Origin of the sequence: Microbacterium pullorum (genome assembly GCF_014836535.1) — a bacterium.
In the GTDB taxonomy this organism is placed as follows: domain Bacteria; phylum Actinomycetota; class Actinomycetes; order Actinomycetales; family Microbacteriaceae; genus Microbacterium; species Microbacterium pullorum.
The window spans coordinates 260,070-286,064 of record NZ_JACSQP010000005.1 but is presented as its reverse complement, the minus strand read 5'-3'; the positions used below and the strand labels follow the sequence as shown (position 1 = coordinate 286,064).

Below are 25,995 nucleotides of genomic sequence, written 5' to 3'. Positions count from 1 at the left end.
CGCCCCGATGCGGGCGTGCGGACGCGTGATCGAGAACGGACACCCATGATCTCCTTGACGTTCGCCGAGGTGGCCCGAGCAGTCGCGGGCGACCTGCGCCCGGCTGCGGGCGCCGACGCCGAGACGGTCGTGTCGGGCGCGGTCGACACCGACTCGCGGCTCATCGAGCCGGGAGGCGTGTTCGTCGCCAAGCCCGGCGAGACCGCCGACGGACATGAGTTCGTCGATGCCGCCGTCGAGCGCGGCGCCGTGCTCGCGATCGTCGAGCGGCCCGTCTCCGCGGACGTCTCGCAGATCGTCGTCGCCGACGTCGTGACCGCCCTGGCCGACCTCGCACGCGAGGTCGTCGGCCGCGTGCGCGCGCGCGGCGACCTGCGCATCGTCGGCATCACCGGCTCCAACGGCAAGACGACGACCAAGAACATGCTCGCGCGCATCCTCGAGGGAGAGGGCGAGACCGTCGCCCCGCGCGCCTCGTTCAACAACGAGGTCGGTGCGCCGCTGACGATGCTGCGCGTGACCGAGGACACCCGTTTCCTCGTGAGCGAGTTCGGGGCGAGCGGGCCGGGCGAGATCGCCCGGCTGGCGGGCCTGGTCGAACCCGACCTCGGTGTCGTGCTGATGGTGGGAATGGCCCACGCAGGCGGCTTCGGCGGTGTGGAGGCGACCCTCCGCGCGAAGTCCGAGCTGATCCACGCGGTACGCCCCGGCGGCATCGCGGTGCTCAACGCCGACGACGCGCGCGTGGCGACCATGGCGCAGATCGCCCAGGCACGTGAGCAGGCGGTGCGCTGGTTCGGCCGCGGCCCGACCGCTGACGTGCGTGCCGAAGATGTCGACGTCGATGCCGACGGCACGACGTGCACGGTCATCGTCGATGGCGCGCGGCTGCCGCTGCGGCTGCGCGTGCTGGGGGAGCACCACGTCATGAACGCCCTCGCCGCCCTCGCCGCGGCGACCGCGCTGGGCGTGGCCGCCGACGTCGCGATCGCCCGGCTGCAGACCCTGGAGCTCGCGGAGCGGTGGCGCATGCAGCCGCTCGGCTCCTCGCGCGTGCGCATCATCAACGACGCCTACAACGCCAGCCCCGACTCGATGGCCGCGGCGCTGCGCACCCTCGCGCAGATCGCCCAGCCCACCGAGCGCACCGTCGCGGTGCTCGGCGCCATGAGCGAGCTGGGCGAGTTCTCCGGCGAGGAGCACGACCGCATCGGCCTGCTGGCCGTGCGCCTGAACATCCGGCGCATCGTGGTGGTGGGCGCCGAAGCGCGCCGCCTGTTCATCTCGGTGATCTCCGAGGGATCCTGGGATGGTGAGGCGGTGTTCTTCGCCACCGCCGACGAGGCGTACGACTACCTGATGTCCGAGCTCCGCGACGGTGACCGGGTGCTGGTGAAGTCCTCCAACGCCGCCGGTCTTCGGCATCTGGGTGATCGTCTGGGAGAATCGTTCTCGTGAGATCACTCCTGGTAGCCGCGACGATCTCACTCGCGTTCACGCTCTTCCTCACGCCCCTGTTCATCCGGCTGTTCGACAAGCTCGGATGGGGTCAGGTCATCCGCACGCCCGAGGACGGCAACAACCCGCAGCACGCAGCCAAGCGCGGCACGCCCACGATGGGCGGCATCATCTTCATCCTCGGCGCCGTCATCGGCTACTTCGTCGGCACCTACACCGGTGGCAGCCCGCCCACCCCGTCGGGCCTGCTCGTGCTCTGGATGATGGTGGGCCTGGGCGTCGTCGGCCTCATCGACGACATGATGAAGGTGCGCAGTCAGCGCAGCCTCGGCCTCTCCGGATGGCGCAAGGTGCTCGGCCAGGTCATCGTGGCGGTGCCGTTCGCCGTGCTCGCGCTGAACTTCCCCAACTCCCACGGGCTCACGCCCGGCTCGGCCTACATCTCGCTGTTCCGCGACATCCCGGTGCTGTCGTTCATGGCCCTCGGCGCGATCGTCGGCTGGATCCTGTACCTGGCGTGGGTCTCTTTCCTGTCGGTCGCGTGGTCCAACGCCACGAACCTCACCGACGGTCTGGACGGTCTCGCCACCGGCGCGGGCATCTTCACGATCTCCGCGTACAGCCTCGTGGCGTTCTGGCAGTTCCAGCAGCGCTGCACCAGCGGCGCACTCGTCCCCGCCTACGCGGAGGCCTGCTACAACACCCGGGATCCGCTGGACCTCACGATCGTGGCGGCATCGTTCGTGGGAGCCCTCGTCGGGTTCCTCTGGTGGAACGCCCCCAAGGCGAGGATCTTCATGGGCGACGTGGGCTCGATGGCCATCGGCGGCGTCGTCGTGGCGATGGCGGTACTCACCCACACCGAACTGCTGTCGCTCCTCATCGCCGGCGTCTTCGTCATCGCCCCCGGATCGGTCGTGCTGCAGCGGTATTACTTCAAGGCGACGGGAGGCAAGCGCATCTTCCTGATGAGCCCGTTCCACCACCACCTGGAGCTGCGCGGCTGGCCGGAGATCACGATCGTGGTGCGCATGTGGATCATCGCCGGCATGCTCGCCGTCACCGGCGTCGGTCTCTTCTACGTCGAGTGGCTCGCAGCGCAATGAGCGACCGGCTCGACGCGCTGACCAGCTGGCACGCCGATTGGCGGGGCCTGCGGGTGGCCGTGCTCGGACTGTCGGTCACGGGTTTCTCCGTCGCCGACACGCTCGCCGAGCTCGGTGCCCGGGTGCTCGTCGTGACCGAGACGGCCGCCGAGGAGTACGCGCGGCTGCTGCCGGTGATCGGTGCGGACCTGTGGACAGGGCCGCTCGACGAGGTGCCCGAAGCGCTCACCGCCTTCGCTCCCGAAGTCATCGTGGCCTCGCCGGGATTCGCGCCCCATCACCCCCTCATCCGCTGGGCGCAGGATGCCGGCATCGCGCTGTGGGGCGACGTGGAGCTCGCCTGGCGGGTGCGCGACAAGGTGGTGCGTCCCGACGGCCGCCCGGCCGACTGGGTGCTGATCACCGGCACGAACGGCAAGACCACGACGACGCGCCTGGCGGCCACCATGATGGCCGAGGCGGGCCTGCGCGCCGCGCCCTGCGGCAACATCGGCGTGCCGGTGCTCGATGCCGTGCGCGACCCCGCGGGCTTCGACGTGATCGTCGTGGAGCTCTCCAGCCACCAGCTCTGGTATCTGAGCCTGCAGCAGAGCCCCTCGCCGCTGGCGCCCGCCGCTTCGGTGTGCCTCAACCTCGCCGACGACCACCTGCAGTGGCACGGATCGTTCGCGGCCTACCGCGATGCGAAGGCGGTCGTGTACGAGAACACCCGCATCGCCTGCGTCTACAACAAGGCCGACGTCGCGACCCGCGAGATGGTGGAGCAGGCCGAGGTGGTCGAGGGATGCCGCGCGATCGGGTTCGACCTGGGCGTGCCCGGTCCGAGCGACCTCGGCGTCGTCGACGGCATCCTCGTCGACCGTGCCTTCCTGGACGAGCGGCGCACGAGCGCGCTGGAACTGTCGACCGTCGCGGCGCTGGCCGAACGGGGTCTTGCCGCACCGCACGTCGTGGCCAACATCCTCGCCGCCGCCGCCCTCGCCCGCGCCCTCGACGTGCCGCCGGAGGCGGTCGCCGCGGCGCTGCAGCACTTCCGTCTCGACCCGCATCGCATCGAGGTCGTCGCCGTCGCCGGCGGCATCACGTGGGTCGACGACTCCAAGGCCACCAACCCCCACGCCGCCGCCTCGTCGCTGGCCGCGTACCCCGGTGCCGTCTGGGTCGTCGGGGGACTGTTCAAGGGTGTGGACGTCACCGAACTCGTCGCCGGGCGCGGCTCCCGGGCCAAAGCGGCGATCGTCATCGGCGCCGACCGCACCGCGATCGTCGAAGCGTTCGAGCGACACGCGCCGGCGGTGCCGGTTTTCGAGGTGGACGACACCGACACTGAAGGGGTCATGGCGAGCGTCGTCGAACTGGCGGCGGGGATCGCCCGTGACGGGGACGTGGTTCTGCTGGCCCCCGCCGCGGCATCCTTCGATCAGTTCGCGTCATATGAGGACCGTGGCCGCCGCTTCGCCGAAGCGGTGCGCGCACGGCTCGGGAGGGGGACGGATGGCCGGCACGACGCACAGCCGAGCGACACCCCCGACGACCGCCCCTGACGGCGAGCCCCGTCGGGGTCTGGCTGCACGTGTCTCGCTCGGCAAGGTGTTCACGCCGGTGCCGAGCGAATTCGTCCTGATCTCCTCCGCAGCTCTCCTGCTGACCGGCTTCGGGCTGGTGATGGTGCTCTCGGCGACCTCCGCCACCTCCACCGCTGCAGGTCTCGGCCCCTTCGACACACTCATCAAGCAGTCGGTGTTCGCCGCCATCGGCATCCCGCTGATGTTCGTGCTCAGCCGGTTCCCGGTGACGTTCTGGAAGCGCGTGGCCTGGCCGGCGCTCATCGCCGCGACCGCGCTGCAGCTGCTCGTGTTCGTCCCCGGCATCGGCATCTCGAACGACGGAAACCGCAACTGGATCGGCATCGCCGGTGTGCAGGCGCAGCCGTCGGAGTTCCTCAAGGTCACCCTCGCCCTGTGGCTCGGTCTCGTGCTCTACCGCAAGCGTTCGCTGCTGACGAAGTGGCAGCACGTCTTCATCCCGGTGGTCCCGGTCGGCGGTCTCGTCATCGCGACGGTGCTGGCCGGCAGCGACCTCGGTACCGCGATGATCCTCGTGCTGATCCTGCTGGCGGCGCTGTTCTTCTCCGGCGTGAAGCTGCGTCTGTTCGTCATTCCGCTGATCGGCGCCGTGGTGGCAGTCGCGGCGCTGGCCATCGGCAGCCCGAACCGCATGCGTCGCATCATGAGCTTCCTCGACGCGGACTGCATCTCGGACTACCTCGAGACGTGCTACCAGCCGCTGCACGGCGTGTGGAGTCTCGCCAGCGGCGGCGTGTTCGGGCTGGGGCTCGGCAACTCACGTGAGAAGTACGCGTGGCTGCCCGCCGCGGCCCACGACTACATCTTCGCGATCGTCGGCGAGGAGCTCGGACTCATCGGCTGCGCGGTCGCGCTCGGCCTGTTCGCACTGTTCGCCGTCGGAGCCTTCCACGTGGTGCGCAAGACCGACGACGCGTTCGTACGCATCGCCGCCGGCGCCATCACGGTGTGGATCGTCGGCCAGGCGCTCATCAACATCGGCGTCGTGCTGCGGGTCTTCCCCGTGCTCGGCGTGCCGCTGCCGTTCATGTCGCAGGGCGGGACGGCGCTGCTGTCGGTGCTCATCGCGTGTGGCGTGCTGCTGTCGTTCGCGCGCACGCTGCCGGTCAAGCCCGCCGCCTACGTGCTGCCCTGACCCCGCAGGTTAGGGTCGTGTGGTGACGACCTACCTCCTCGCCGGCGGTGGCACCGCCGGGCATGTGAACCCGCTGCTGGCCGTGGCCGACGCTCTGCGCGCCCGCGATCCCGAAGCGACCGTGCTGGTGCTCGGCACCCGCGAGGGGCTCGAGACCCGCCTGGTGCCCGAGCGCGGGTACGAGTTGCTGTTCGTGGACAAGGTGCCGTTCCCGCGTCGCCCCGACCGCGCCGCCGCGGCCTTCCCCGCCCGCTTCCCCCGCGCCATCTCGCAGGTGCGCGCCCACCTGCGGCGGCACGGTGTCGACGTCGTCATCGGGTTCGGCGGTTATGCCTCGGCGCCCGCCTATGTCGCCGCGGCGCGCGAGCGCATCCCCTTCGTCGTACATGAGGCCAACGCCCGGCCGGGGCTGGCCAATGTGCTGGGCGCCCGCCGGGCGGCGGGGGTGGGCGTCGCCTTCGCCGGCACGCCGCTCAAGCGCTCGCGCGTCGTGGGAATGCCGCTGCGCCGGGAGATCGTCGAGCTCGACCGCGACGCGCTGCGGGTCGCAGCCGCCGCCCACTTCGGCCTCGACCCGGCCCGGCCGACCCTGCTCGTCTTCGGCGGCTCGCTCGGCGCGCGCCGCCTGAACGAGGCCTTCGCGGGTGCGTGGCAGGACGTCTTGGATGCCGGCTGGCAGCTGCTGCACGCGGTGGGGGAGAAGAACGAGCTCGCCGACCCCGGCGTCGCCGGCTACACGGTGCTGCCCTACATCGATCGCATGGACCTCGCCCTCGCGCTGGCCGACGCGATCGTCTCACGGGCAGGGGCGGCCACGGTGAGCGAGATCAGTGCGCTCGGCATTCCCGCGGTGTACGTGCCGTACGCCGTCGGCAACGGCGAGCAGGCGCTCAACGCCTCGTCGGCGGTGCGGGCGGGAGCGGCGAGGCTCATCCCGGATGCCGAATTCACTCCTGACCGCGTGCGCGGCGAGATCGTGCCGCTGCTGGGCGATGCCGACGCGCTCGCGCGCATGCGGGAGGCCGCAGCCGCCGTCGGCAGCCGCACCGGCACCGAGGACGTCATCGCGATGATCGATGCCGCGCTCGGTCGTTGACGCCGCGCGCCGCACAGCCGACCCAGGGCGCACCCGACCTAGACTTGTCGGGCCATGATCCGACCCGACCTGAGTCTTCCCCTCCCCGCCGACATCACCGCCGCGCACTTCATCGGCATCGGCGGGTCGGGCATGTCCGGACTCGCCGGGATGTTCCTCGACCGCGGCATCCGCGTGTCCGGATCCGACCGCACCGACAGTCCCACCCTGCGCGCCCTCGCGGCTCGCGGTGCGACCGTCTACGTCGGTCACGACGCGACGAATCTCGCCGACGGCGTCGACACCGTCGTGCACACCGGCGCGATCTGGCCCGAGAACCCCGAGTTCCTGCTCGCGAAGGAGCGTGGCCTGCACGTCATCCACCGCTCGCAGGCGCTGCACTGGCTCATCGGCTCGAGCCGGCTCGTCTCGGTCGCCGGAGCGCACGGCAAGACCACGTCCACGGGCATGATCGTCACCGCGCTGCAGGCGCTGCACGCCGACCCCACCTTCGTCAACGGCGGTGTCATCGCCCAGCTCGGCGCCTCCAGCGGGACCGGATCAGACGACCTGGTCGTCATCGAGGCCGACGAGTCCGACGGCACCTTCCTGCTCTACGACACCGCGGTCGCCCTCATCACCAACGTCGACCCCGATCACCTCGACCACTGGGGGACCCGCGACGCGTTCTACGACGGGTTCGTCCGCTTCGCCGACGGCGCGCGCGAGGCCGTCGTGATCTCCAGCGACGACCGCGGCGCCCAGCGCGTGGCGGCAGCCCTCACGCACTCGAACATCGTGACCTTCGGGGAACGCGCCGATGCCGACGTGCGCGTCACCGGCATCCGCACCGACGGCCCGGTCGCCTTCACGCTCACGCACGAGGGAGTCTCTGTCGAAGGGCGGCTCACGGTGCCCGGCGCCCACAATGCGATCAACGCCGCCGGCGCCGTCGCGGTGCTGCTGACCCTCGGGTACGGCCTCGAAGAGTCACTGCGCGCCGTCGAAGGGTTCGGCGGGACGGCGCGACGGTTCGAGCTGCACGGTGTGACGCGCGGAGTGAGCGTCTACGACGACTACGCCCACCACCCCACCGAGGTGGCCGCGGCGCTGTCGGCCGCGCGCACGGTCGTGGGTTCCGGCCGCATCATCGCCCTGCACCAGCCGCACACCTATTCGCGCACGCGGGAGATGTTCGGCGAGTTCGCCGAGGTGCTCGAGAAGCTCGCCGACCACACCGTCGTGCTCGACGTCTACGGCGCGCGCGAGGACCCGGTTCCCGGCGTGACGGGCGAGCTCGTCAGCGGCGCGTTCGCCGACCCGGAGCGCGTGCACTTCGTCGCCGACTGGCAGCAGGCCGCCGACTACACGGCCTCCGTCGCCCGTGAGGGCGACTACATCGTCACCCTCGGGTGCGGCAACGTGAACCTCATCATCCCGCAGGTGCTCGCCGCCCTCGCCGCCACACCCGCTCGGTCGGGGGAGTAGCCCGCGTGCGTCGGCCGAGCCCCCTGCCGCCGCCGAGCCGGTCGGGCCCCGACAGCGGCGGCGACGGCGACGCGACGCCGTCGCGGCCGCTCGAGCCCCCGCGATCGGTCGAGCCGCCGCGGCGTCGCGAGGAGCCGCAGGCACCCCGGTCTGCCGAGGCCACGCGCGATGCCACGACGACGACCGGTGATGGCGTCGTACCCACGGCGCCCGATGACGGCGAGACGACACCGCTCGCGCCGGTGATCCCGTTCCAGTTCCGTGACGACCACCCGGCCGCCGCCGATCCCGCCGCACCCGCTTACCCTCAGCGCCCCGATGCCGCAGTGGCGCAGCCCGCACCCGATGCGTCGGCTGACGCCGCGCCCGGCGCAGACGTCGGCTTCGGCGATGTGCTGCGCGCAGCCCGCGCCCGGCGGCGTGCGTTGCGCGCCGAAGTGCGCCGCTTCACCGCGCGGCAGCGCCGCCGCCGGATGGCCTGGATAGGCGCCGCGGCCGCCGTGCTGGTGCTCGTGCTCGGCACGCTCGGGGCTGCCTACAGTCCGCTGTTCGCCGTCGAGACCATCACGGTGGAAGGCACGACCCGGCTGGACCCCGCCCTGGTCGAGGAGGCGCTGGCCGAGCAACTGGGCACGCCCATGCCGCTGATCGACTCCAACGAGGTCAAGGCGGCGCTCGTGGCGTTTCCGCTCGTGGAGACGTATGCGCTCGAGGCGCGGCCACCGCACGATCTCGTGGTTCGGGTGGTCGAGCGCACGCCGATCGGGGTGGTCTCCTCGGCTGCCGGATTCACGCTGGTGGATGCCGCAGGCGTGGGACTGTCGACCACGAGTGCGCCACCGCCGGGGGAGCCCGTGCTGGAGGTCACCGGCGGTGTCGCCTCGGATGCGTTCGAGGCCGTCGGCCACGTCGTGCGCTCGCTGCCTGCCGCGATCCGGCCGCAGGTCACGACCGTGACCGCGACGACACCCAACGACGTCACGCTCACCCTCGGCGGCACCGGAACCCAGATCGTGTGGGGCGGTGCCGACGAATCGGCCATGAAGGCGCTGGCGCTCGAGTCGATCATGCGCACGCGGCCCCCCGAGTCGGTCGGCGCGTACGACGTGTCCTCGCCCAACGCGATCGTCGTCCGCTGACACGACGCGCCCGGTCTTGCCCGCGCATCTCGCGACACGCCCGCGTCGCTGCACGTCGCAGGCGGGCATCCGCATACCTTCGGACTCAGCGGGAATTGCATACCCAGCAATTCTTTAAACCTCTACATGAGGTTGAAGGTTTAGGGTTCGGGACGATACGGAGGCCGGCGCAATGAGCCAGAACCAGAACTACCTCGCGGTGATCAAGGTCGTGGGTGTGGGAGGCGGCGGCGTGAACGCCGTCAACCGCATGATCGAGCTGGGCCTGCGCGGCGTGGAGTTCATCGCGGTGAACACCGACGCCCAGGCGCTGTTGATGAGTGACGCGGACGTCAAACTCGATGTGGGCCGTGAGCTCACCCGTGGACTCGGCGCAGGCGCCGACCCCGAGGTCGGCCGTCGTGCCGCCGAGGACCACGCCGAAGAGATCGAAGAGGCCCTCACCGGCGCCGACATGGTCTTCGTGACCGCGGGAGAGGGTGGTGGGACCGGCACCGGTGGCGCGCCCGTCGTCGCCCGCATCGCGAAGTCGATCGGCGCGCTGACCATCGGTGTCGTCACGAAGCCGTTCTCGTTCGAGGGTCGTCGCCGGCAGAGCCAGGCCGAGTCGGGCGTGTCGAAGCTGAAGGAAGAGGTCGACACCCTCATCGTGGTGCCCAACGACCGTCTGCTGGAGATCAGCGACCGTGGCATCTCGATGATCGAGGCCTTCGCCACGGCGGACCAGGTGCTGCTCGCCGGTGTGCAGGGCATCACCGACCTCATCACGACGCCCGGTCTCATCAACCTCGACTTCGCCGACGTCAAGTCGGTGATGCAGGGCGCCGGCTCCGCGCTCATGGGCATCGGCTCCGCCCGCGGCGCCGATCGCGCCATCAAGGCCGCCGAGCTCGCCGTCGAATCGCCGCTGCTCGAAGCCTCCATCGAGGGCGCGCACGGTGTGCTGCTGTCGATCCAGGGCGGGTCGAACCTCGGCATCTTCGAGATCAACGACGCCGCGCAGCTGGTGAAGGAAGCCGCCCACCCGGAGGCGAACATCATCTTCGGAACGGTCATCGACGACACCCTCGGCGACGAGGTGCGCGTGACGGTGATCGCGGCCGGCTTCGACGGCGGCGAACCGTCGCTGCGGATCGACCCGGTGAGCACGCTGCGCTCGACGCCGGCAGCCGCACCGGTGCTGCCCGCGATCCCCGCCGCCGACGCCGCGCGCGACGTGTCGGTGCCCGCAGAACCCGCCCGCGAACGCGAGTCGGTGTCGGTCACGGCCGCCCCGTCGACCGACTCCTACGAGTCGGCTTTCGGCGACGACGACCTGGACATCCCCGACTTCCTGAAGTAACGGTGGATCTTCAGACACGGCTCGCCGACATCGACGCGCGCATCAGCGATGCCGCGGTGTCGGCGGGTCGTGCAGCGACGGAGATCACTCGCATCGTCGTCACCAAGTTCCACCCCGCCTCCCTCGTCCGCGACCTGTACGCCCTGGGCGTGCGGGACATGGGGGAGAACCGGCAGCAGGAGTTCAGCGCCAAGGCCGCCGAGGTCGCCGATCTCGACGATCTGCGGTGGCACTTCATCGGCCAGGCGCAGACCAACAAGGCGCGGGCGATCCGCGCCGCGGCATCCGTTGTGCACTCGGTCGACCGCGCTCGCCTCGCCGACGCATTGGATGCCGCCCCCGCGCCCGACGCCTCGCCGCTGGACGTGTTCGTACAGGTCAACCTCACCGCCGACGCCGGCCGCGGCGGCGTGGAGCCGACCGAGGTCACGCGTCTGGCCGAGCACATCGCGGCATCGTGCCCCACGCTGCGGCTGCGCGGCGTGATGGGGGTCGCCCCGCTGGACGAACCCGCGGCGTCGGCCTTCGCGCGCCTGGCCGCCGCGGGCGAGCGCGTACGCACGGTCGTGCCGGATGCCGGCTGGATCTCCGCCGGCATGACCGGCGACTTTCCCGAGGCGATCGCGGCGGGTGCGACACACCTGCGGATCGGTTCGGCAATCACGGGCCCGAGGCCCGTGCACGGATAGCCTCGGAACACACGAGCGAACCACGGAGGATTGCGATGTCGAACCCGCTCAAGAAGACCATGGTGTACCTGGGTCTCGCTGACGAAGAAGAGATCTACGAAGAGGCCGCCGCCCAGCCGACGCGCCGCGAGAAGCAGATCGAGAAGGCGCCGGCGCCCGTGACTCCGATCCACCGCCCCGCCGTCGTCCGCCAGCCCGCGCCCAGCGCGATCAGCGAGATCCTCACGGTGCACCCCAAGCAGTACCGCGATGCACAGATCATCGCCGAGAACTTCCGCGACGGCATCCCCGTGATCATCAACCTCTCGCAGATGAGCGACGCCGACGCGCGCCGCCTCATCGACTTCGCGAGCGGTCTGTCGCTGGGACTCTTCGGACGCATCGAGCGGGTCACCAGCAAGGTGTTCCTGCTGTCGCCCGAGAACGTCGCGGTGTCGGGTGATGGCGCAGTGGCGCAGGCCGACCCCGAGGCTCCCTCCTTCGCGCAGTAACCCGCCGTGGATGTGCTCAGGCTCGTCGCCTCGATCCTCAACTCGCTGATACTCCTCTATGTCCTGCTGCTGCTCGTGCGGCTGGTCCTGGAGTACATCCCGATGTTCAACCGATCGTGGCGCCCGCGCGGTGCCGGGCTGATCGCGGCGGAGATCGTCTACACGGTCACCGATCCGCCGATCAAGCTCTTCCGCCGCTTCATCCCGCCGCTGCGCCTCGGCGTCGTGGCCATCGACATCGCCTTCCCGCTCACGATGCTGCTGTGCTTCGTGCTGCTGTCGATCACCCGGTCCATCGCAGGACCCTGAACCCTTGCCTCGCGGCCCGTGACGGGTCGCACTATGCTGAGAGGGTCGGCCCGCAACTGCGGGCCGCTCCCGATCGGCCCGCGACGTGAGCTCCGAAAGAGGACCAGACAATGGCTTTGACCCCCGATGACGTCGTCACCAAGCAGTTTCAGCACGTGCGATTCAAGGAGGGATTCGACCCGGATGAGGTCGATGACTTCCTGGACGAGATCGTGGTCGAGTGGCGCAAGACGATTGCTGAGAACGACGAGCTGAAGGCGAAGCTCGCCGCCTACGAGTCGGGCGAGACCCCGGCAGCACCCGCCGCACCCGCCGCCGAGGCTCCGGCCGAGGTCGAGGTCGAAGCGGTCGAGGTCGTCGCCGAGGCTCCGGCCGCGGACGCGGCGGCTCCCGCCGCTGCCAGCGCGGGCATCATCGAGCTCGCCCAGCGTCTGCACGACGAGCACGTCGCCGAGGGCCAGGCCCAGCGCGACAAGCTCATCGCCGAAGCCCAGTCGCAGGCCGCGTCGATCGTCGCCGAGGCCGAGGCCCGCGGTCGCGACGAGATCGCCCGCCTCGAGAAGGAGCGCGGCTCGCTCGAGTCCCGCATCTCGGAGCTGCGTCAGTTCGAGCGCGACTACCGCTCGCAGCTGCGCACCTACATCGAGAGCCACCTGCGCGACCTCGACAGCACGGGCACGTCGTCCGGCTCGACGCCCATCTCGGCAGTCGGCCACTAGGCCCGGTTCTTGACCGGCCGGACCCCCCTGCGTACGGCGGCGGCCGGCACCATCACCGCGATTCTCGCGGCCTTGGTGCTGGCCGCCGACCAGTTCACCAAGCATCTCGCGCTCGAGAACCTGCCCTATCAGGAGCCGGTGCCCGTTCTCGGGGATGCGCTGCAGTTCTACCTCACCCGCAACCCCGGTGCGGCGTTCTCGCTCGGCGAGGGCGTCACCTGGATCTTCACGATCGTGCTCGCCGCGGCTGCGGTGACGATCGTCGTGCTGACGGTGAGGGCCGTGCGCTCACGGCTGTGGGCCGTCGTGCTCGGACTCCTCCTCGGCGGCATCCTCGGCAACCTCACCGACCGCCTGCTGCGCGAACCCGGCTTCCTCGTCGGGCACGTCATCGATTTCATCAACACCCCGTGGCTCTGGCTCGGGATGCCGCCGGCGATCTACAACATCGCCGACATGCTCATCGTGACGATGATGATCACCGTCGCGATCCTGGTGCTCATCGGCCTGCGCTTCGACGGCACCCGCGAGAAGGATCATGCCGCGGGTTCCTCCGCCGACGACGGCACGTCCGCCGCGCCCGACGAGGCCGCGAAGGCCTGACATGGACAGTCGCTCGGTTCCCGTTCCCGACGGGCTCGACGGGGTGCGGGTGGATGCCGCCCTCGCCAAGCTCCTCGGCTTCTCACGCACGTTCGCCGCGGAGGTCGCCGAAGCCGGCGGTGTCGTGCTCGACGGCCGCACGCTCGGCAAGTCCGACAAGCTCCGCGCCGGCGGTTGGCTCGAGGTCTCGTGGGCCGAGAAGGAGCCGCCGCGGGTCGTGCCCGTCGCCGTCCCCGACCTCGGCATCGTCTACGACGACGACGACATCATCGTGGTCGACAAGCCCGTCGGCGTCGCCGCCCACCCCTCTGTCGGGTGGGAGGGTCCGACCGTGCTCGGTGCCCTCGCAGCGGCCGGGTTCCGGGTCGCCACCACCGGCGCAGCCGAGCGGCAGGGGATCGTGCACCGCCTGGACGTCGGCACGAGCGGGCTCATGGTCGTCGCCAAGACCGAGGCCGCCTACACCGCGCTGAAGCGGGCGTTCAAAGAGCGAACGGTGGAGAAGATCTATCACGCGGTCGTGCAGGGGCACCCCGACCCGCTGGTCGGCACCATCGACGCGCCGATCGGCCGGCATCCGTCGCACTCGTGGAAGTTCGCCGTCGTCCCCGACGGCAAGGACTCCATCACCCACTACGAGACGATCGAGGCGTTCCCGGGGGCCTCGCTGCTGGAGATCCACCTCGAGACGGGGCGCACGCACCAGATCCGCGTGCACATGGCCGCGCACCGTCATCCGTGCGTCGGGGATCCGCTGTACGGCGCCGATCCCACCATGTCGGCGCGGCTCGGGCTCACCCGCCAGTGGCTGCACGCGCGCGAACTGTCGTTCGCGCACCCCGCGACGACCGACTGGGTGACGTTCACCTCTCCCTACCCCGCCGATCTCCAGCACGCGCTGGACATCCTGCGCGGCGACTGACGCCGGCGCGGCATCCGCCGGCGCAGCATCCGTCGTCCCCGGTGTTCGGCGTGCCCACCACAGGAGATCTCACCGGAACAGGACGATTCCGTCGGATTGCTCCTGTTGCGGGTGGATCGCCTGTTCTCGGGAGGTGTCGCCGTGCTGCTGCGCGCCCTCAACGCCCGCCGCGGAAGGTCGCCGGGTCGTCCTCGGCCATGGCAAGGGCGATCTTGCGCACGTGCTCGGGGGCGACGTCGGTCAGCTCGCCCAGGCCGGAGAAACCGACCTCGGTGAGCTCGCCGTCGGCGGGGTGCGGGTCACCCGACACCCACTCACAGCGGAATACCAGGTCGAGATAGTCGACCTGGTCGCCGTTGTCGTAGGTGATGCGGGGGACCTGGTGCACGAGGGCCAGGCGGGTCGCCTTCACCACGACGCCGGCCTCCTCGAGGCACTCGCGCACGGCGGCATCCGCCGGCTCCTCACCGGGGTCGACGATGCCCGACACCGGCTGCCAGGAGCCGTTGTCGGCTCGCTTGCCCAGCAGCACCTTCTCGTCGCGGAAGACGATCGCGGTGACCCCGACGAGGGGGAGCGGGGCGTGTCCGATCTGCTCGCGCAGCGCCAGGACGAACTCGGGTGTGGCCATGCTCCCAGCCTAGGCGGCGCGCCCCCCGGTCGACCGGCGTTGTCGGGAGCCCCTCGTAGACTGGAGCCCGTGGCATCCGACTCCTTCGCTCATCTTCACGTGCACAGCGAGTACTCGATGCTCGACGGTGCGGCCCGCATCACCGACATGGTGCAAGAGGCGTCCCGCCTCGACATGCCGGCCATCGCCGTCACCGACCACGGCAACACCTTCGCGGCGTACGAGTTCTACAAGACCGCGAAGGATGCCGGCATCAAGCCGATCATCGGCATCGAGGCGTACGTCACCCCCGGTACGCACCGCAGCGACAAGTCGCGCGTGCGCTGGGGCACGCCCGACCAGAGCAGCGACGACGTGTCGGGTTCGGGCGCCTACACCCACATGACCCTGCTGTCGGAGACGACGGAGGGAATGCACAACCTCTTCCGACTCTCGAGCAAGGCGTCGATCGAGGGCTACTACTTCAAGCCGCGCATGGATCGCGAGCTGCTGCAGACCTACAGCAAGGGCCTCATCGCGACCACCGGCTGCCCGTCGGGCGAAGTGCAGACCCGGCTGCGACTGGGCCAGTACGATGCCGCGCGCGCCGCGGCGGCGGAGTTCCAGGACATCTTCGGCAAGGAGAACTACTTCGCCGAGATCATGGACCACGGGCTCTCCATCGAGCGTCGGGTCATGACCGACCTGCATCGGCTCGCCAAGGACCTCGACATTCCGCTGCTGGCCACCAACGACCTGCACTACACCCATCAGCACGACGCGAACAGCCACGCGGCGCTGCTGTGCGTGCAGTCGGGGTCCACCCTCGACGACCCGAACCGGTTCAAGTTCGACGGCGACGGCTACTACGTCAAGACCCCGGCCGAGATGCGCCAGATCTTCCGCGACCACGAGATCGCCTGCGACAACACGCTGCTCATCGCCGAACGCTGCAACGTCGAGTTCAACACCTCCGCCAACTACATGCCGCGCTACCCGGTGCCCGACGGGGAGACCGAGGAGAGCTGGTTCGTCAAAGAGGTCGAGAACGGCCTGCAGATGCGCTACCCGGCCGGCATCCCCGACGCGGTGCGCAAGCAGGCCGAGTACGAGACGGGCGTGATCCTGCAGATGGGGTTCCCGGGCTACTTCCTCGTCGTCGCCGACTTCATCAACTGGGCCAAGCGCAACGGCATCCGCGTGGGCCCCGGCCGTGGCTCCGGTGCCGGCTCCATGGCCGCTTACGCGATGGGCATCACCGACCTCGACCCGCTGCAGCACGGCCTCATCTTCGAGCGCTTCCTCAACCCCGACCGCGTCTCCATGCCCGACTTCGACGTCGACTTCGACGATCGCCGCCGCGGCGAGGTCATCCAGTACGTGACCGAGAAGTACGGCGACGAGCGTGTCGCGCAGATCGTCACGTACGGCACCATCAAGGCCAAGCAGGCGCTGAAGGATGCCGGGCGCGTGCTCGGATTCCCCTTCAGCATGGGGGAGAAGCTCACCAAGGCCATGCCCCCGGCGGTCATGGGCAAAGACATGCCGCTGGGCGGCATGTTCGACCCGAAGCACCCCCGCTACAAAGAGGCATCCGAGTTCCGCACCGTCATCGAGAGCGATCCCGAGGCCAAGACCGTGTTCGACACGGCCGTGGGCCTGGAGAACCTGAAGCGTCAGTGGGGCGTGCACGCCGCCGGCGTCATCATGTCCAGCGAGCCGCTGATCGACATCATCCCGATCATGAAGCGCGAGCAGGACGGCCAGATCGTCACGCAGTTCGACTACCCGGCGTGCGAGTCGCTCGGCCTCATCAAGATGGACTTCCTGGGGCTGCGCAACCTCACGATCATCGACGATGCGCTGGACAACATCGAGGCCAACCGCGGCGAGAAGGTCGTGCTCGAAGACCTCCCCCTCGACGACCAGGCCGCCTACGACCTGCTCGCCCGCGGTGACACGCTGGGCGTGTTCCAGCTCGACGGCGGACCCATGCGGTCGCTGCTGCGGCTGCTCAAGCCCGACAACTTCGAAGACATCTCCGCCGTCATCGCGCTGTACCGACCGGGCCCGATGGGCGCGAACTCCCACACCAACTATGCGTTGCGCAAGAACGGGCTGCAGGAGATCACGCCGATCCATCCCGAGCTCGAAGAGCCGCTCGCCGAGATCCTCAGCACCAGCTACGGCCTCATCATCTACCAGGAGCAGGTGATGGCGATCGCCCAGCGGGTCGCCGGGTTCAGCCTCGGTCAGGCCGACATCCTGCGCCGCGCGATGGGCAAGAAGAAGAAGTCCGAGCTCGACAAGCAGTACGCGGGCTTCCAAGCCGGCATGCACGCCAACGGCTTCTCCGACGCGGCCGTGCAGAAGCTGTGGGACATCCTCCTTCCGTTCTCCGACTACGCCTTCAACAAGGCCCACTCCGCCGCGTACGGCATGGTGTCGTACTGGACCGCCTACCTCAAGGCCCATTACCCGGCCGAGTACATGGCGGCGCTGTTGACGAGCGTCGGCGACGCGAAGGACAAGCTCGCGGTCTACCTCAACGAGTGCCGCCGCATGGGCATCAGGGTGCTCCCGCCGGATGTGCGCGAGTCGATCCGGTACTTCGCCGCCGTCGGCGAGGACATCCGCTTCGGCCTGGGCGCGGTGCGCAACGTCGGCACCAACGTGGTCGACGGCATCGTCAGCGCGCGCGCCGACGACAACTTCGTGAGCTTCCATGACTTCCTCACCAAGGTGCCGATGCACGTGGCGAACAAGCGCACCGTGGAATCGCTCATCAAGGCGGGTGCGTTCGACTCGCTCGGTTCCACGCGGCGCGCGCTCATGGAGATCCACGAAGATGCGGTCGAGGCCGCCGTCGATGCGAAGCGCAAAGCCGCCACCGGTGCGATCGGGTTCGACTTCGACAGTCTGTACGACGAGGCCGAGGAGGTCGCGCCGGCCAAGGTGCCCGAGCGCCCGGAATGGACGAAGAAGGACAAGCTCGCCTTCGAGCGCGAGATGCTCGGCCTCTACGTCTCGGACCACCCGCTGGCCGGTCTCGAGATCCCGCTCGCCAAGCACGCGTCGATCTCGATCCATGACCTGCTGGCATCCGAGGACATCCAGGACGGCGACCAGGTCACCGTCGCCGGCCTCGTCACGAGTGTGCAGCACCGCGTCGCCAAGCAGAGCGGCAACCCGTACGGCATGATCACCGTCGAGGACTTCAACGGTGAGGTCACCGTGATGTTCATGGGCAAGACCTACACCGAGTTCCAGTCGATGCTCGTCGCCGACTCGATCCTCGTCGTGCGCGGCCGGGTCTCGCGACGCGACGACGGATTGAACCTGCACGGCCAGTCCGCCTTCTCGCCCGATCTCGGGACCACCGATGCCGCCGGACCGTTGACGCTCACCCTGCCCGAGCACCGCGCGACCGAGAGCCTCATCGGCGAGCTCGCGCAGGTGCTGGAACGCCACCATGGCGACACCGAGGTGACGCTGAAGGTGCACAAGGGTGGCGTCGCGAAGGTGTTCGACGTGCCCTTGCACGTGCAGGTCACCGCCGACCTCTACGGCGAGCTGAAAGGGCTGCTCGGCCCCCACTGCCTCGGATGAGGCGGGTAGCATCGGACCACGCGCCCCGGCGCGACGACGAAGGGAGCAACGTGACCGACGATCGAATCGACGAGAGCACCGTGAACACCGCAGGCGACCAGCCGGAGACGGATGCCACGGCCGCCGGTGTCACCACCGACCCCGAACCCGGCAGTGGCGCAGACCAGATGGCCGACGCACCGGCGTCGCACGCCGCCGGAGAGAGTGATGCGGTGCCGCCGCAGTACGGCGTCGGACCGTTCTCGGTGCGGGAAGTGGCGCTCATCGGCGTCTGGGCGGTCGCGTTCGTGGTCTCGTTCTTCTCCCTCTACAACGACGGGCGCATCGGCGCCGCGCTGGGCCTCGGCGCATCGGTGTGGAGTTCCGGTCTCGAATGGATCCTCACGATCGGCGTGCCGACGGTGGCGGTGTTCCTGGTGGTGCTGCGCAGGTTCTCGCCCGACGGCATCCGTCGGGTCGGGTCGCTCGGAATCGACCAGTTCGCCTCGGTGGCTTTCTCGGTCTCGGCCGTCGTCTGGCTCTCCGCACTGTGGACCAACGTCGCCCGCGGCGTGCAGACCGGCATCTGGGTGAGCAGCTGGGTCGTCTGGGTCGAGTTCTTCCTCATGCTCGTCGGTGTGGTGCTCACGGTGTTCGCGGCGGTCATCCCGCCGCTGTCCGAGGACTTCCAGCACCGCCGCGAAGTGGTGGCCCACCGCAACGCCCGGCCGTTGCGCCCCGTGACGGCCCGTCCCACCGCCTCGCGTCCCGCCGCGGCGGACCACACCGCGACCGCCACCCCCGCGGCGGACCCCGCCTCTGGCGCCGCCTACGGCGCGCCCGCACACGGCGCCCCCGTCTACGGTGCAGCCACCGGCCAGCCCGCCTACGGTGAGCCCGCCTACGGTGAGCCCGCCTACGGTGAGCCGGCCTACGGTGAGCCGGCCTACGACGCCGCCGCCTTCGGGGAGAACCCCGACATGGAGCGCTCGCTCGATGACCAGCCGTTTGCCGAGACCGGCGTGATCGAGCAGACCCCCGCCGAGCAGACCGACGCCGCCACCACGGCGAGCCCCGTCGGCGGTCAGGCCTTCTGGGCGCTCGTGCCGGTGGAACGTGACGTCGTCGATGAGTACGGTGTGCCGCTGTTCCGCGTGGGCCCCGACGCCTGGGCGCTCGTCATCGAGGACCGCGTCGACGTCTTCGTCGTGCGTCACGAGGACGGCCGCGTCGGCTACCTCAACGACGTCTCCGGCGTCACCCGCGGCTGAGCCCTTCCCGGCCGTCCACGGACGGCCGGGAAGCCCGCGGGCGCTAATCTGGGAGCATGCTCCGCACCATCGACCTGCGCGGCCGCGCGCTCTCCGCAGCAGAACTCCTGGCATCCGTGCCGCGCGCTCAAGCCGCCCGCGCAGAGGCGCTGGCCATCGCCGCGCAGCTGGTGCAGGACGTCGCGACTCGAGGCGAGGATGCGCTGCGCGAGCAGGCGACCCGCTTCGACGGCGCCACCGGCCACGCGATCCGCGTTCCCGACGCACACCTCGACGAGGCCCTCGCCGGCCTCGACCCGACCGTGCGGGCGGCGCTGGAGGAGGCGATCAGGCGCGTGCGCGAAGCCTCCGCCGCGCAGGTGCCCCCGCCGGCCGTCGTCGAGCTCGCGCCCGGTGCCCGCGTCGAGCAGCGCTGGCGCCCCGTGCGTCGCGCCGGGGTGTACGTGCCCGGCGGCAAGGCGGTCTACCCCTCGAGCGTCGTGATGAACGTCGTGCCCGCGCAGGTCGCCGGTGTCGGCGAGGTCGCGCTGGCCTCGCCGCCGCAGCGCGAGCACGGTGGGCGGGTGCACCCTGTGATCCTCGCGGCCGCACGGCTCGTGGGCGTGACCGAGGTCTACGCGATGGGCGGTGCCGGCGCGATCGGCGCCCTCGCCTACGGGGTGCCGTCGGTCGACCTCGCGCCCGTCGATGTCGTCACCGGACCCGGCAACAACTTCGTCGCCGCGGCGAAGCGCGCCGTCGCGGGGGTCGTCGGCACCGACTCCGAAGCCGGCGCGACCGAGATCCTCATCGTCGCCGACGCCGGAGCCGACCCGGTGCTCGTGGCCGCCGACCTCATCAGCCAGGCCGAGCACGACGAACAGGCATCCGCCGTGCTCGTCACCCCCTCGGCATCCCTCGCGGACGCCGTCGCCCACGCCGTCGCGGACCGCGCCGCACGCACCCTCCACGCCGACCGCATCGCCGAGGCGCTGGCGGGCCCGCAGTCGGCCATCGTCCTCGTCGACGACATCGCGCAGGCCACCGCGTTCAGTAATGCCTATGCACCCGAGCACCTCGAACTGCACCTCGCCGATCCGCGCGTCGACGATTTCGTCAACGCCGGTGCGGTGTTCGTCGGCGACTCCTCGCCGGTGAGCCTGGGGGACTACCTTGCCGGCAGCAACCACGTGCTGCCCACCGGTGGCCAGGCGCGCTATGCGGCCGGGCTGTCGGCGTCGACGTTCCTGCGCCCGCAGCAGATCATCGCGTACGACCGCGGGGCCCTCGCCGCCGTCGCCGACGACATCGTCGCCCTGGCGAACGCCGAGGCGCTGCCCGCGCACGGCGAAGCCGTCACTGCGCGTTTCGCGGGATAGTCTGGCGAGGCCATGCACTGTCCTTTCTGCCGCCACCCCGATTCCCGCGTCGTCGACTCGCGCACGAGCGACGACGGCCTGAGCATCCGCCGTCGACGGCAGTGCCCGCAGTGCGGGGGACGGTTCTCGACGATCGAGACCGCAAGCCTCAATGTCATCAAGCGGTCGGGTGTCATCGAGCCGTTCAGCCGAGAGAAGGTCATGTCGGGCGTGCGCAAGGCGTGCCAGGGACGCCCCGTCACCGAGGGCGACCTCGCGATGCTCGCGCAGTCGGTGGAAGAGTCCATCCGCCAGACCGGGTCGTCGCAGATCGACACGAACGACATCGGTCTGGCGATCCTCGGGCCGCTGCGCCACCTCGACGAGGTGGCCTATCTGCGCTTCGCGAGCGTGTACCAGGCGTTCGACTCCCTCGACGACTTCGACGCCGCCATCGCACAGCTGCGCGCCGATCACGCCGCGGCGGTGGCGACCGCCGACGCGGACTGAGCGCCCCGGCTCACCGCCGTAGGCTGGAGGGGATGTATCCCTTCCTCTTCCGCACCGTGCTCACCCGCATGGACCCCGAGACGGCGCACCACGCGGCGATGCTCGTGATCCGCGGCCTGGGCGTGCGGCCCCTCGCGCCCCTCGTCCGCCGGTTCACCCGACCCGATCCGTCGCTGCGCACCCGCGCGCTCGGGCTCACGTTCGACTCGCCCTTCGGCGTGGCCGCCGGCTTCGACAAGGACGTCACCGGTGTCGCCGGCCTCGGCGCGCTCGGTTTCGGCCACGTCGAGGTGGGCACCCTCACCGCGATCCCGCAGGACGGCAACCCGCGCCCGCGTTTGTTCCGCCTGGTGCGCGACCGAGCGGTGATCAACCGCATGGGATTCAACAACCGCGGTGCCGCTGCTGCGGCCGAACGTCTGCGGACCGCGCGCCGACGGGCGACACGCCCCGTCGTGGGCGTCAACATCGGCAAGAGTCGCGTCGTCGACGTCGCCGAGGCCACCGCCGACTACGTCACCAGCACGCGCCTGCTCGCGCCGCTGGCGGACTACCTCGTCGTCAACGTCTCTTCGCCCAACACACCGGGGCTGCGGGGGCTGCAGGCCGTCGAGACCCTCCGCCCGCTGCTCGAGGCGGTGCGCGACGCGGCGGGCGCCACCCCGTTGCTGGTGAAGATCGCCCCGGATCTCGCCGACGACGAGATCGAGGCCGTCGCCCGGCTCGCGGTCGATGTGGGCCTGGCGGGCATCGTCGCCACGAACACGACGATCTCGCGCGACGCTCTCGTGACGGATGCCGCGGTCGTCGCCGACGCCGGTGCGGGCGGGATGTCGGGCGCGCCGCTGAAGGAGCGCTCGCTCGCGGTGCTGCGTATCGTGCGCGCCGTCGTGCCGGCGGAGTTCTGCGTCGTCTCCGCCGGGGGAGTGGAGACCGCTGCCGACGTGCGCGAGCGGCTCGATGCCGGAGCGAACCTCGTGCAGGGCTACACCGGGTTCCTCTACCGCGGTCCGCTCTGGGCACGGCAGATCAACCGCGGCCTCGCTGCCGGTCGCTGACCACGCCGCGTCCGGGCGGCACCGCCGCCGCGCGGGAGCCGCGGCTCAGGGGTGCTGGCCGCGCTTGACCTGGGGCTTGGGCAGACGCATGAAGCGCATCTGGATGGTGCGCATCGCGGCGTACCAGCCGAGGCCCTTCTCCATGCGCGTGTCGCCGAAGCGCGCCTTGGCCGCCTTCTTCACGCGGATCGAGGTGAGGATCATGTCGCCGATGACGAACAGGATGAAGATCCACAGGCCGATGAACGACCAGTAGGTGATCGCGGGGATCGGCACGAACGTGAGCATGATCACCAGCAGCATCATCGGCATGACCACCTCGCCGAGGTGCCAGCCGGCGTCGACGAAGTCGCGGGCGAACTTGCGCTGCGGACCCTTGTCGCGCACCGGCAGGTAGCGCTCGTCGCCGTTGGCCATGCCGATGCGCGCCTTCTCGCGGGCACTGGCCAGCTCGGCTTTCGCGCGGGCGCGGGCCTCTTTGGTGTCGGCGACGAGGGGGCGCTTGCGGGCGGCTTCGCGCTCGGCCCGCGAGGGGGTCGGGCGGCCCTTGCCCCGTCCCACCTGCTCGGCGGGCGTCGTCGTCGACGTTTCCTTCGGCGCGGAAGCGGGTGTGTTGGCCACGGGAGGATCCTCTGGATAGCGGAAATCGGGTTCGATCTAAGATTACCCGCATGACCTCCGAGCTGTCCCGCCCCCAGACGGTGCGCGCCGCCGCCCTCGCCGCCGTCCCCGCCGCCCTCGCCGATCTCGGCACCCTCGTGCGCATCCCCTCGATCGCCTTCCCCGGCTTCGACCCCGCTGAGGTGGCGCGCAGCGCCGCCGCGGTCAAGGAGCTGGCCGAAGGGCTCGGCATCTTCGATCGTGTCGAGATCCGCGATGCGGCCATCGACGACACCGAGCGCGGCATGCCCGCGGTGCTCGCGACCCGAGCCCCCCGCAACGGCCGCCCGACGATCCTGCTGTACGCCCATCACGATGTGCAGCCGGTCGGCGACGAGACGCTGTGGGATTCGCCCCCCTTCGAGCCGACCGTGCGCGATGGGCGCATCTACGGCCGCGGCGCCGCGGATGACAAGGCGGGCGTCATGGCCCACATCGGGGCGCTGCGCGCGCTCACCGAGGCGCTCGGCCCCGACTTCGATCTCGGCGTGGCGCTGTTCATCGAGGGGGAGGAGGAGGCGGGCTCCCGGTCGTTCGCCCCGTTCCTGCGTGAGAACGCCGACGCTCTGCGTGCCGACGTGATCGTCGTCGCCGACTCCGGCAACTGGGATGCCACGACGCCCGCCGTCACGGTGTCGCTGCGCGGCAACGCACGGTTCACACTCACGGTGCGCACGCTCGAGCACGCCTCGCATTCGGGGATGTTCGGGGGTGCCGTGCCCGACGCGATGATGGCGACGATCAAGCTCCTGTCGACGCTGTGGGATGCCGATGGCGCACCGGCGGTCGCCGGACTCGCCCAGCGCGACGCCGACACACCGCCCTACAGCGAGGAGACCCTGCGCGACGAGGCGGGTCTGCCCGACGAGGTCGCCCCCGTCGGCACCGGCACGATCCTCAGCCGCATCTGGAACAAGCCGTCCATCACCGTCACCGGCATCGACGCCCCGAGCGTCGCGAACGCCTCGAACACCCTCAGCCCCGAGGTGTCGGTCGTCATCAGCGCGCGCGTCGCCCCGGGGCAGTCGGCCCGCGAAGCCTACGAAGCGCTCGAGGCGCACCTGCGCGCGCACGCGCCCTTCGGCGCCGAACTGACGTTCTCGGCCGTCGACTGCGGCGACGGCTTCCTCGTGGACACCAGCGGCTGGGCGGTGACCGACGCCCGGGCGGCACTCGCCGACGGCTACGGCGTCGACCCGGTGGACATCGGCGTCGGCGGGTCGATCCCGTTCATCGCCGATCTCGTGGACGAGTTCCCCGCCGCGCAGATCCTGGTCACCGGTGTGGAGGATCCGCACGCCCGCGCCCACAGCCCCAACGAGTCGCTGCACATCGAGACGTTCCGAAATGCGCTCGTCTCCGAAGCGCTCCTGCTGGAACGCCTCGACGCCAGAACGCTCTGAACCGAGCCGATTGCCGGGCGTCGCGCGTAGAATCGTGGCATCCAGCCGTCTTATGGCGGCCCGAACCACGGGAGACTCCATGACTGACACCGCACTGCCCGTCACCGAGAGCGTCCGCGAGCACGGCGTCGCGCTCAGCGACGCGGCCGCAGCCAAGGTCAAGAGCCTGCTCGAGCAGGAAGGGCGCGACGACCTGCGCCTGCGCGTCGCCGTGCAGCCCGGCGGATGCTCGGGCCTGATCTACCAGCTCTACTTCGACGAGCGCTTCCTCGACGGCGACAAGGCCGTCGATTTCGACGGCGTCGAGGTGATCGTCGACGACATGAGCGTGCCGTACCTCGACGGCGCGAAGATCGACTTCAAGGACACGATCTCGGAGCAGGGTTTCACGATTGACAATCCGAATGCCGCAGGCAGCTGCGCATGCGGAGACAGCTTCCACTGATCTGAAGGTTTTGCGGTCCATCGTCCGGCGGCTCCAGTGCAGATCAGCACCGGAAAACCGCCGGACGACGCGTTTTCATAGCTGAGTAGATGGCCTGAATGCGGTGTGACCTTGCCCTAGACTGGCGGTTGTCATATCCGCGTCCCGGAAAGGTCCACCGTGCGATCGAAACGCCGCATCCGCTGGGCAATCATCCCTCTGGGGATCGCCACGGCAGCCACCCTTGCCGCCTGCACCCCGACGGAATTGAACGGCTTTCTCCCCGGCTTCGTCGAGGACGGAACCCCGACGACCGACCGCACCGAAATGGTGTCGGGTCTCTGGGTCAACTCCTGGATCGTGCTCCTCGCGGTCGGATTGATCACCTGGGGCCTCATGGGCTGGGCGGCGATCGTCTACCGCCGCCGCCGCGGCCAGACCGGCCTGCCGGTGCAGATGCGCTACAACATGCCGATCGAGATCTTCTACACGGTCGTGCCGCTGATCCTCGTGATCGGTTTCTTCGCCTTCACCGCGCGTGACCAGTCGATCCTCGAGACCCAGTACGACGACCCCGACGTGTCGATCACCGCAATCGGCAAGCAGTGGGCCTGGGACTTCCAGTACAACGCCGGAGACGAGGACGACACCGTCTGGACCATGGGCATCCAGGCCCAGCCCGCGGCCAACGGCGACATCGACCAGGCCGAGCTTCCCACGCTGGTGCTGCCCGTCGACAAGACGGTGAAGATCCAGCTGCAGTCGCGCGATGTCATCCACTCCTTCTGGATCATCGACTTCCTGTACAAGAAGGACATGTACATCGGTAAGGACAACTACTGGTCCTTCACCCCCACCCGTGAGGGCACGTACGCCGGCAAGTGCGCCGAGCTGTGCGGCGAGTACCACTCGATGATGCTCTTCAACGTCGAGGTCGTCAGCGAGGCGGAGTACGACCAGTACGTCGAGTCGCTGCGCGCCGCCGGCCAGACGGGTGACATCAACGACGCCTACGACCGGCTGCAGAACCTGCCGGGCACGGGTGCGGCCGAGTCTGAGGGAGACCGCTGAA

Annotated in this window: 24 protein-coding genes; 22 read left to right on the top strand and 2 right to left on the bottom strand. The window is 70.0% G+C overall.

The features are described from left to right. The first annotated feature begins 45 nt into the window (after nucleotides 1-45). The 14 genes from H9651_RS10390 to H9651_RS10325 all read left to right on the top strand — a co-directional run bounded on the left by H9651_RS10390 (nucleotide 46) and on the right by H9651_RS10325 (nucleotide 14,062). Nucleotides 46-1,458 (top strand): UDP-N-acetylmuramoyl-tripeptide--D-alanyl-D-alanine ligase, encoded by a 1,413-nt coding sequence (locus H9651_RS10390; RefSeq protein ID WP_191719231.1) that lies wholly within the window; start codon nucleotides 46-48, stop codon nucleotides 1,456-1,458. Further along, entirely contained in the window at nucleotides 1,455-2,564 is a 1,110-nt protein-coding gene (gene mraY, locus H9651_RS10385; protein WP_191719230.1) for a phospho-N-acetylmuramoyl-pentapeptide-transferase, read from the top strand. The genes H9651_RS10390 and mraY overlap by 4 nt, the downstream gene beginning before the upstream one ends. Further along, complete coding sequence (gene murD, locus H9651_RS10380; RefSeq protein WP_191719229.1) at nucleotides 2,561-4,108, top strand: UDP-N-acetylmuramoyl-L-alanine--D-glutamate ligase; 1,548 nt, start codon at nucleotides 2,561-2,563, stop codon at nucleotides 4,106-4,108. Before mraY ends, murD begins: the two co-directional genes overlap by 4 nt. Further along, the gene (ftsW, locus tag H9651_RS10375) at nucleotides 4,059-5,285 is read left to right on the top strand and encodes a putative lipid II flippase FtsW (RefSeq protein ID WP_191719228.1); all 1,227 of its coding nucleotides are present in this window, start codon (nucleotides 4,059-4,061) and stop codon (nucleotides 5,283-5,285) included. Before murD ends, ftsW begins: the two co-directional genes overlap by 50 nt. Before the next feature lie 22 nt (nucleotides 5,286-5,307). Continuing rightward, nucleotides 5,308-6,381, top strand: coding sequence for a UDP-N-acetylglucosamine--N-acetylmuramyl-(pentapeptide) pyrophosphoryl-undecaprenol N-acetylglucosamine transferase (locus H9651_RS10370; RefSeq protein ID WP_191719227.1), 1,074 nt, complete (start codon nucleotides 5,308-5,310; stop codon nucleotides 6,379-6,381). A gap of 54 nt (nucleotides 6,382-6,435) precedes the next feature. Then, complete coding sequence (gene murC / locus H9651_RS10365; protein WP_191719226.1) at nucleotides 6,436-7,848, top strand: UDP-N-acetylmuramate--L-alanine ligase; 1,413 nt, start codon at nucleotides 6,436-6,438, stop codon at nucleotides 7,846-7,848. A 5-nt stretch (nucleotides 7,849-7,853) separates the two neighbouring features. Then, nucleotides 7,854-8,987, top strand: coding sequence for an FtsQ-type POTRA domain-containing protein (locus H9651_RS10360; protein ID WP_191719225.1), 1,134 nt, complete (start codon nucleotides 7,854-7,856; stop codon nucleotides 8,985-8,987). 172 nt (nucleotides 8,988-9,159) lie between these two features. After that, nucleotides 9,160-10,329, top strand: a complete 1,170-nt coding sequence (gene ftsZ, locus H9651_RS10355) for a cell division protein FtsZ (RefSeq protein WP_191719224.1) — start codon at nucleotides 9,160-9,162, stop codon at nucleotides 10,327-10,329. A 2-nt stretch (nucleotides 10,330-10,331) separates the two neighbouring features. Then, nucleotides 10,332-11,018 carry a YggS family pyridoxal phosphate-dependent enzyme gene (locus H9651_RS10350; RefSeq protein WP_191719223.1) on the top strand — a complete coding sequence of 229 codons (687 nt, stop codon included), beginning with the start codon at nucleotides 10,332-10,334 and terminating at the stop codon, nucleotides 11,016-11,018. Nucleotides 11,019-11,053: 35 nt separating this feature from the next. Continuing rightward, nucleotides 11,054-11,509, top strand: a complete 456-nt coding sequence (locus tag H9651_RS10345; protein ID WP_191719222.1) for a cell division protein SepF — start codon at nucleotides 11,054-11,056, stop codon at nucleotides 11,507-11,509. Nucleotides 11,510-11,515: 6 nt separating this feature from the next. Further along, a complete protein-coding gene (locus tag H9651_RS10340) occupies nucleotides 11,516-11,818 on the top strand; it encodes a YggT family protein (RefSeq protein ID WP_191719221.1) in 303 nt (100 codons plus the stop codon). Nucleotides 11,819-11,928: 110 nt separating this feature from the next. Further along, entirely contained in the window at nucleotides 11,929-12,537 is a 609-nt protein-coding gene (locus tag H9651_RS10335; protein ID WP_191719220.1) for a DivIVA domain-containing protein, read from the top strand. 9 nt (nucleotides 12,538-12,546) lie between these two features. Beyond that, a complete protein-coding gene (gene lspA / locus H9651_RS10330) occupies nucleotides 12,547-13,140 on the top strand; it encodes a signal peptidase II (protein ID WP_191719219.1) in 594 nt (197 codons plus the stop codon). Between the two features lies 1 nt (nucleotide 13,141). Continuing rightward, the gene (locus H9651_RS10325; RefSeq protein ID WP_191719218.1) at nucleotides 13,142-14,062 is read left to right on the top strand and encodes an RluA family pseudouridine synthase; all 921 of its coding nucleotides are present in this window, start codon (nucleotides 13,142-13,144) and stop codon (nucleotides 14,060-14,062) included. A 157-nt stretch (nucleotides 14,063-14,219) separates the two neighbouring features. Here the strand turns inward: H9651_RS10325 and H9651_RS10320 are convergent, their stop codons facing one another. Continuing rightward, nucleotides 14,220-14,693, bottom strand: coding sequence for an NUDIX hydrolase (locus tag H9651_RS10320; protein WP_191719217.1), 474 nt, complete (start codon nucleotides 14,691-14,693; stop codon nucleotides 14,220-14,222). A 117-nt stretch (nucleotides 14,694-14,810) separates the two neighbouring features. Here H9651_RS10320 and dnaE point away from each other — a divergent pair, with 117 nt between their 5' ends. The 5 genes from dnaE to H9651_RS10295 are packed head-to-tail and all read left to right on the top strand — an operon-like array spanning nucleotide 14,811 to nucleotide 22,436. Beyond that, a complete protein-coding gene (gene dnaE / locus H9651_RS10315) occupies nucleotides 14,811-18,281 on the top strand; it encodes a DNA polymerase III subunit alpha (protein ID WP_225216655.1) in 3,471 nt (1,156 codons plus the stop codon). Between the two features lie 50 nt (nucleotides 18,282-18,331). Next, nucleotides 18,332-19,531, top strand: coding sequence for a hypothetical protein (locus H9651_RS10310; RefSeq protein ID WP_318244838.1), 1,200 nt, complete (start codon nucleotides 18,332-18,334; stop codon nucleotides 19,529-19,531). A 56-nt stretch (nucleotides 19,532-19,587) separates the two neighbouring features. Further along, entirely contained in the window at nucleotides 19,588-20,889 is a 1,302-nt protein-coding gene (gene hisD, locus H9651_RS10305; RefSeq protein WP_191719215.1) for a histidinol dehydrogenase, read from the top strand. 12 nt (nucleotides 20,890-20,901) lie between these two features. Next, entirely contained in the window at nucleotides 20,902-21,378 is a 477-nt protein-coding gene (gene nrdR / locus H9651_RS10300) for a transcriptional regulator NrdR (RefSeq protein WP_191719214.1), read from the top strand. Between the two features lie 32 nt (nucleotides 21,379-21,410). Further along, nucleotides 21,411-22,436, top strand: coding sequence for a quinone-dependent dihydroorotate dehydrogenase (locus H9651_RS10295; RefSeq protein ID WP_191719213.1), 1,026 nt, complete (start codon nucleotides 21,411-21,413; stop codon nucleotides 22,434-22,436). Nucleotides 22,437-22,481: 45 nt separating this feature from the next. On the opposite strand, the gene H9651_RS10290 is transcribed toward H9651_RS10295, so the two are convergent. After that, a complete protein-coding gene (locus H9651_RS10290) occupies nucleotides 22,482-23,057 on the bottom strand; it encodes a DUF3043 domain-containing protein (RefSeq protein ID WP_191719212.1) in 576 nt (191 codons plus the stop codon). Between the two features lie 50 nt (nucleotides 23,058-23,107). On the opposite strand from H9651_RS10290, the gene H9651_RS10285 reads away from it, so the two are divergent. The 3 genes from H9651_RS10285 to ctaC all read left to right on the top strand — a co-directional run bounded on the left by H9651_RS10285 (nucleotide 23,108) and on the right by ctaC (nucleotide 25,994). Next, on the top strand, nucleotides 23,108-24,499 hold the full coding sequence (locus tag H9651_RS10285) for a dipeptidase (protein ID WP_191719211.1): 1,392 nt from the start codon (nucleotides 23,108-23,110) through the stop codon (nucleotides 24,497-24,499). Between the two features lie 79 nt (nucleotides 24,500-24,578). Then, a complete protein-coding gene (gene erpA / locus H9651_RS10280) occupies nucleotides 24,579-24,944 on the top strand; it encodes an iron-sulfur cluster insertion protein ErpA (RefSeq protein WP_191719210.1) in 366 nt (121 codons plus the stop codon). 159 nt (nucleotides 24,945-25,103) lie between these two features. After that, complete coding sequence (gene ctaC, locus H9651_RS10275) at nucleotides 25,104-25,994, top strand: aa3-type cytochrome oxidase subunit II (protein ID WP_191719209.1); 891 nt, start codon at nucleotides 25,104-25,106, stop codon at nucleotides 25,992-25,994. Nucleotide 25,995: the final 1 nt, after the last annotated feature.